Origin of the sequence: Shouchella xiaoxiensis (assembly GCF_016907895.1) — a bacterium.
Classification (GTDB): Bacteria; Bacillota; Bacilli; order Bacillales; family Bacillaceae_D; genus Shouchella; species Shouchella xiaoxiensis.
Genome location: NZ_JAFBCV010000005.1, coordinates 277,457 through 284,694, shown reverse-complemented (window position 1 = coordinate 284,694; position 7,238 = coordinate 277,457). Strand labels below are relative to the sequence as shown.

Below are 7,238 nucleotides of genomic sequence, written 5' to 3'. Positions count from 1 at the left end.
TTCCGTTCTTTTTTCCATTATAACAAGAGTATTTTTGTTTAGGTGTCTATAAATAAGAAAAAGCTGTTGAGAAATTACTTTCTCAACAGCCTGAAACTCTTCTAACAGAAGAGTTTCTTTCTTGCTCGTAACTTAAGAGTCAACCGTCAAGGCAGCAATCCATGGTGTAAGCGATAAACTTACATCAGTTGTGCTCAGTATCTCTCCACCAACTAGTGGGTTTACAACATTCTGCTCTCTAAAATTAATGGGTGATCCAGCAACTGTTGTACCATAACCAGCTGTTATCCCACCATAGGCAGAACCGTTGTCTTGGTCCTTGATAATCAAGTAATAAGGCGTATCTTCTTGGATTGCAACCGGTGTTGTAAGCGGAAGAATAAACAAACCACCAGGTAAGGTTCCAGTATAATTTGCAGTAACACCAATTATTTGGACAGTCGTTGTTGAAGTTGGAAGCCCAACGGCTAATTGAAATTGACCTGCTGTTCCAATTTGTGTGATGTAACAAGCTAAGCGATCAACAACGGTAGGAACTTCGCTATTGTAAACTAACGCACCTAAAACTTCATTATTTCCAGCTCCGACATTAAAAGGAATTTGCGTATTGACGCTACCGAGTGTGGTGGTCTGAATGAAAACAGATCCGCCACCGCCGCCACCAGCAGCTCCAGTCGGTCCAGTCGGTCCAATACCAGTGGCACCAGTAGGGCCTGCGGGACCAGTCGCACCAGTCGAACCGCTTAATCCAATCCCGGTCGGTCCAGTGTTTCCTGTTGGGCCGGTCGCTCCTGTCACACCAGTTAAGCCAGTCGCACCAGTGGGTCCTTGTGGTCCAACGGGTCCTGGTCCAGTTGGTCCAGTGGCACCAGTCGCTCCAGTAGGAGAACCAGGAACGCCCTGTGGTCCCGTAGGTCCGGTATCCCCGGTACTACCAGTAAAACCTGTTGCTCCGCTAAGTCCAATGCCAGTCGCCCCGGTACTGCCTGTAGGTCCTGTGACGCCAGTATTTCCTGTTGACCCTGTAGCCCCACTAAGCCCAATACCAGTCGGTCCAGTTGGTCCTACTGGGCCAGTTCCACCCCTTGGTCCAACGGGCCCTGGTCCGGTCGGTCCAGTCGCTCCGGTTATCCCTGCCCCAGTTCCTGGAGGACCAGTAACCCCCGTGGCACCTGTAGCACCTGTAGGTCCAGTAGCCCCAGTCATTCCAGTAACTCCTGAAGGTGTCCCGGCAGGTCCAGTCGGCCCGGTTGGACCAGTCATTCCGATTGGTCGGGCACGTGTATGCTTGTTAAAGTATTGGACATTTTGCTTGCATATGCATGCTTCAAGTTGACAGTATTGGCATCTTTTCATAAATATCAACCTCTCTGAGCTTAATCCTGTTCTATAGGTATGCGCCCTTGGTTTAGGTGGTGCACTTAATACGTAGTTAGCCCTGTAAGTAAATTTGGAAAACATAATAGTTAATTTATTCGTAATAAACGTTCTTTTTTTGTGAACGTGTTATACTTTTACCAGCATTTTGTACGTTAAGGGGGATTTATGTTGAGAACGTGTTCAAATTGTGGAGCCGAGTTAAAGACAGAAAGTCGGTTCTGCGGCAGCTGTGGTCAAGAACAAATAAAAAACACTGAAAATGATGAAACAAAGGGAAATGAACTTCTTAATGAGGACGCAAGTTCAAATGAGGAAGGCGAGTCGAAACTTGAAGAACCAGGCATAGAGGACGAAGAATCATCGGAAACAACAATTCGAGAACCGAAGTGGCGGGCGGTTTCTCCTGTAGAAGATCATATACGGAGAAAGCGGATTCTGATGGCCATTGCAGGATTTGTGGCACTGGTTGCTGTGACTATCGGTCTTTATTTTGCCGGAAAGCAGTATGTATCGGAAAGTGCAACAATTGATCGTTTTGTGCAGGCACTAGAGCGAGATAACAACCGCACGATCGAGCGGCTTTCTATTTATGAAGATGGGTCAGGCGTGCAACCATATGAAGCAAGTGGACTCACTGCTTTATATGAAACAGAGCAACAGTTAGCAGAGCTTAGTCGAGCTTTACAAAATCAAGAGGAAGGTAGCTTGTTTTCGGTTGTGCAGGAAGGCAAGTGGCTCGGAATTTTTGACCAGCATTTGATTCAAGTAACGGGAAGCTACATAACCATTGCGTATCCGCACCCTGAAGCAACGTATTTTTTAAATGAGGAAGAGTGGGTTGAAGAAAAAGAACAGGAAAACGATGGCTCCTTAACGTATGGCCCACTTATTCCTGGTATTTACAGCTTATCTGCAAGTCTTGATACCGAGTTGGGAGAAGCTGAAGCTGTGGCGGAATTTACAATGGACGGAATCAGTCAGGAAGAGTTAGTGCTTGACTATGAACCGGGTTTAGCGATTTTTGAGCGTGATGAGTTTGATTCGTACCCAACGTCAATTGTGTTTGAAGATGAGACCTATACTCTGGAGGGACAATCGCTTGTTCTGGGACCGGTCGATCCAGCAAGCGAGCATCATTTTCATATTAAGAGAGAATTGCCTTGGGGGACGTCAACTTCTGAACCGATTCAATTAGAAGAAAATCGCTACGACATCGATTACAGGGCTATCGTCTTACCTGAAGATGAGCGTGAACCGCTAGTTGAGACGGTCCGTGCTTATGGGGAACGATGGTTTGAAGCGGAAGCGAATCAGGAGTTAGGTTTTCTAGAAAATCAATCAGGTGATGGGGCAACCGTCTGGCCTAAGCAAAACTTTGGTGGACAAATTGACGAGGTCGGCATTGCGTTTGAAGGAGCGAAGGTGACGTTTCTTGACCACGATCTTAGTCAATTGCGTATTCCAGTTGTCTACCATGCTCAAATAAGTGACGCCGAAAATGAGTTAGAGCAGCATGGTTTGTACTGCCTGCTTAATGCCGATTATGTTGACGGCGAATGGTCTGTTCGTGACTGTGATCTGTACAGTGGTGAGAGGCAGGCGGACAATCCATACGAATCGTTTAGTGGATCTGATACATTTTTTGGGCGCTACCCCGGAGAAGAAGTAAGCACAGTTGATGAAAGACAATCTGTATTAAGCGATGGAGCGATCACGACAGCGTCTGATTACTTTGGCTCTTTCTATTCGATTAGCAGAGGTGGGGATGACTCAATACTTAGAGCGTCAACTACTGCTGATGGACCTGCTTATGACCAGGCAGTGACGTATATTGAACAGTTAAATGCAGCGGATATTACTGAGGAATTAATTAGTCAACCGACTTATATCGGGCAAGAACAAGTTTCAGACGGAGAGTGGCTTGTTTCAATTTACGAAGAGCTTAATTGGTACAACGAACAATCAGATGAAGATATGCAGCAAGAGAGACGAACCGAGTTCATTATTAGGAGCGTTGATGGTACCTATAAGATCCATGAGGTCATTTCGGAAGACCGCTTTGAGATTAATTAAAGATTAGGCGGGGCTGGGACAAGAGTAGATAGACAGACACAAATGACGAACATTCCTGAAAATAGGAACGTTCGTCGTTTAGTTTATACTAAAATGAGCGGAAGGAGAATCCGAAGACTGCTAGGGGATCAGCACGTGTCTGAAGACTCTGGAGTGGCTGTTTTCCACGAAGGAGGCTGAGGCAGTGCCCCCCGGAAAGCGACGAATTCTCCTGTAGTTAGTGTGTTAACAAAAGTAACGTTTTAGCAAAGGCTATTTTGCATTTGCTCATTGAAGCGGAACAACTTAAACTAATGGGGTGAAAGCACCTCATCGAAAGAAGGAGTTGGACAAGTTGAAAACAGAGAAAGAGAAAATGATCGCGGGGGAACTATACGCTCCTACTGATAAAGAACTGCAGGAGGGTCGCTTACGTTCGCGTAAGTTGATGTATCAATTTGAGCGCTCAACGGATGATGGAGAGCGTAAGGCAATTATTAAAGAATGGCTCGGCCAAACAGGTGAAGAAGTGATGTTTGAAGGAACGCTGAAGTGTGATTATGGCTACAACATTTCTGTTGGAGAAAACTTCTTTGCTAACTTTGACACGGTCATGCTCGACGTCTGTCCAATCCGAATTGGTGATGATGTCATGTTTGGACCGGGTGTTCATGTTTATACAGCCACACATCCATTGGATGCAGAGGAACGCATTTCCGGTGTGGAATACGGCAAACCCGTAACCATTGGCGACCGGGTCTGGGTTAGTGGCGGCGCGATTATTAATCCAGGCGTCACTATCGGTGATAATGCTGTAATTGCTTCGGGTGCCGTGGTTACAAAAGACGTGCCAAGTAATGTGGTAGTTGGTGGGAATCCCGCACGAATTATTAAAACACTTTAAAAGCGGAGTGAGGCGAGGCAGATGGACAAGACGATTCTGAAGGAATCATTTACGCAAAAAACAATAAGTGACAAGCTCAACTGGCTGAATGAACCATCGCATTGGGTTGTAGAGAATGGGTTAAAGATACGATCAGATGCAGACACCGATTTTTGGCAACGAACGCACTATGGCTTTCGGCGAGATAATGGCCATTTTCTTTATGCGGAGATTGAAGGTGATTTTCGGATAACGACAAGGGTGGTGACGTCTCCTGTTAATCGCTATGACCAAGCCGGTCTTATGATTCGTTTTGACGAGAACAATTGGTTAAAAACATCAAGCGAATTTATCCCAGCTGAAGCAAATAAGCTTGGTGTAGTTGTGACGAACAATGGCTACTCGGACTGGTCAAGCCAGCCCATTGAAACGATTGAAGCGATGTCGTACCGAATTACGCGAAAAAAGCAGACGTACTATGTTGATGTATCAAGCGATGAGATTCATTGGACGCAAATACGTATTGCTCATTTGTGCAGTAAGAATCAGCAAGTCCACGCTGGATTGTATGGATGCAGTCCTCAAGGGAAAGACGCGGAATTCGCTTTTCAATCGCTGGTAATTGAAGAATTTGCTGAGGAAGAGTCGGCTTATTAAACTCAAACACGACAGGAAACGAGTAGCCAACTTTTGTGAAATGACATCCCTCACAATTTCCTTTTCACTGACAAAAAATTAAGAGGTAGGACTTGTCAAATCTTTATCGTGTGGGGGACGATATGGGTTATTCTCAGCTTAAAAAAGAGTGGTCGAGAACGTGGCGGCCGTTGTCCATTATCAGACGGAAGTACTATGTTGATGAACAGAGTCAATTGTATCGAAAAGTGGAGAAATAACGGTTAATAATCGTAAAAAAACGTTCCAATAGTTGATGTGTGAAGTCGATGAAATATGAATAAGAGAAAGCTTTTCACAAATTAGTGAAAGGCTTTTTTTGTTTGTATGATGAGCTTTTTTGCACAAATAGGATAAACCGACTTTTATACTAAGAATTTAATCTCTTGTTGACTAATCGGAATAATGTGGTTTAATGAATGAAGATCACTTTTTTTACATAAAGTTGTGAAAAATCATGAGACAAAAGGGAAGAGTGGGAGAAAAGATGAAAAAACGATGGTCTTTAACGATACCTGCAGTTGCACTTACGGCGGTGCTGGGGGCCTGCAATACGGAAATGGGCAGTGATGAGCCAACGCCTCCAACTAGCAGTGACAGCGGAGAAGAAGAAGTAGCTGATGTTCAGCTTGTCGAAGATACGCAAGTGGAGGCAAGTAACCCAGCTGCATCACCTGCACTTGCAACGAACCGGGGGGAGACGGTTGTCGTTGGACTGCAAGAACCGGGTGGTGTGTTTACACCCTACTTTAATACAAGTGGCTACGATGGGAATGTGCAAGCTGTTATGTTTCCACCTTTAATTGACATTAATGAAAACGGTGAACCGTTTGGCCGCTTAGCTGAGACATGGGATGTTTCAGATGATGAATTAACATTCAGCTTCACGCTGCGTGATGATCTATTGTTTGATGATGGGACGCCACTAACAACTGAAGACGTCGCGTTTACGATTACGTTGTTGTACGATCCTAGCTATCCAGGAACAACGGATATTTCGGAAACGAATCTTGTCGGGGGGCTTGATTACAAAGAAGGCGACGCAACGGAAATAGCAGGCATTACCATCGTTGATGAACAAACAATAGAGTTTGAGGTGGAAGAGCCGAATGCGCGGGCGCTGACAATGCTTGGAGGGCAAGTGTTAAGCAAAGCTTATTACGGAGAACAGTATGAAAAAGGCGATCTCGATTATATAAGTGATTTCCACCTTCGTCCTCTTGGCGCTGGCCCGTTTAAGTTTGAGGCCTATAACCCAGGCGAAGAAATTCGTTTTACATCTAATGAGCATTATTACAATGGTGAACCAGATGCGGATGCGTTTATCTACCGGACAACCGAGGGGGATTCCCAGCAGTTCTTCCAAACTGGCGAGCTTGATTACAGTGCTTTTGCAGCAAATCAAGACAACTTTGACATGTTGCAATCGCTTGAGTTTGCCAATATTGATTTATATACGTCGTCAAACTACAGCTATATTGCGTTTAACCATGAATCAGAGATCTTCGAAGATGCCAATGTTCGGAAAGCTTTTAACTATGGATTTGACCGTCAAACCTACGTAGATATTCGTTTCCAAGGGTTTGCACAAGTAGCAAATGTTCCGGTTGCGCCTGTATCTTGGGCACATACCGATGAGATCGAGGGCTTCCCATTTGACCCAGAAGAAGCTGAGCGCTTGCTTGAAGAAGCTGGCTGGGTTGAAGGATCTGATGGAATTCGTGAGAAAGACGGAGAGAAATTGCGCGTCTATTTCTTCACAACTGAAGCAAGTGGTGCGAGTGATGTCCTTGTAACGCTGCTGCAAGAAGACTATCAGCGGATCGGTATTGATTTGCAAATTGAACAGATGGACTTTAACGCTTTGCTTGCTCGCGTTGATAATGGGGACCATGACTTAGTTAGCTTCTCGACGACGATGCAGCCAGACCCACATATTGGTGTGCAGACATTCCATTCAGAGCATACAGGGAATACCTTTAAAGCGTATGGAAATGAAGAGATTGATGCGTTAATTGATGCAACGGTAGCTGTTAGTAATTTAGATGAACGGGCTGCTGCTTACCATGAGCTCTATGAGGCACTTGAGGATGATCCACCAATGATTCTCTTAAACTACAACAAGGTGTTATCTGCGACAAATGCTCGAGTCGAAGGATTTGAACCGAACGGTTTCCGCGGCATATCTCTTAGTCTTGAAAACTTGAATGTCATTGATGTTGCAGAGTAAGGATGAACGGAGGACGGA

6 protein-coding genes are annotated in these 7,238 nt (G+C 45.1%); 5 read left to right on the top strand and 1 reads right to left on the bottom strand.

The genetic code is table 11. From position 1 onward, the window contains the following. Positions 1-132 precede the first annotated feature (132 nt). Positions 133-1,263 (bottom strand): collagen-like protein, encoded by a 1,131-nt coding sequence (locus JOC54_RS23510; protein WP_437183534.1) that lies wholly within the window; start codon positions 1,261-1,263, stop codon positions 133-135. Positions 1,264-1,548: 285 nt separating this feature from the next. Here JOC54_RS23510 and JOC54_RS10555 point away from each other — a divergent pair, with 285 nt between their 5' ends. From JOC54_RS10555 to JOC54_RS10535, 5 genes are all read left to right on the top strand, one after another. After that, entirely contained in the window at positions 1,549-3,453 is a 1,905-nt protein-coding gene (locus tag JOC54_RS10555) for a TcaA NTF2-like domain-containing protein (RefSeq protein WP_204466236.1), read from the top strand. A gap of 334 nt (positions 3,454-3,787) precedes the next feature. Further along, the gene (locus JOC54_RS10550; RefSeq protein WP_204466233.1) at positions 3,788-4,336 is read left to right on the top strand and encodes a maltose acetyltransferase domain-containing protein; all 549 of its coding nucleotides are present in this window, start codon (positions 3,788-3,790) and stop codon (positions 4,334-4,336) included. 21 nt (positions 4,337-4,357) lie between these two features. Beyond that, positions 4,358-4,972: a DUF1349 domain-containing protein gene (locus tag JOC54_RS10545; protein ID WP_204466231.1), complete on the top strand. Its 615-nt coding sequence runs from the start codon at positions 4,358-4,360 to the stop codon at positions 4,970-4,972. Between the two features lie 92 nt (positions 4,973-5,064). Next, complete coding sequence (locus JOC54_RS10540; RefSeq protein ID WP_204466228.1) at positions 5,065-5,211, top strand: hypothetical protein; 147 nt, start codon at positions 5,065-5,067, stop codon at positions 5,209-5,211. Positions 5,212-5,477: 266 nt separating this feature from the next. After that, a complete protein-coding gene (locus tag JOC54_RS10535; RefSeq protein WP_204466226.1) occupies positions 5,478-7,220 on the top strand; it encodes an ABC transporter substrate-binding protein in 1,743 nt (580 codons plus the stop codon). Positions 7,221-7,238 lie beyond the last annotated feature (18 nt).

Coding starts and splice junctions, on each gene's coding strand:
- JOC54_RS10535 (WP_204466226.1), top strand. CDS start 5,478: ATGAAAAAACGATGGTCTTTAACGATACCTGCAGTTGCACTTACGGCG.
- JOC54_RS23510 (WP_437183534.1), bottom strand. CDS start 1,263: ATGACTGGTCCAACCGGGCCGACTGGACCTGCCGGGACACCTTCAGGA.
- JOC54_RS10545 (WP_204466231.1), top strand. CDS start 4,358: ATGGACAAGACGATTCTGAAGGAATCATTTACGCAAAAAACAATAAGT.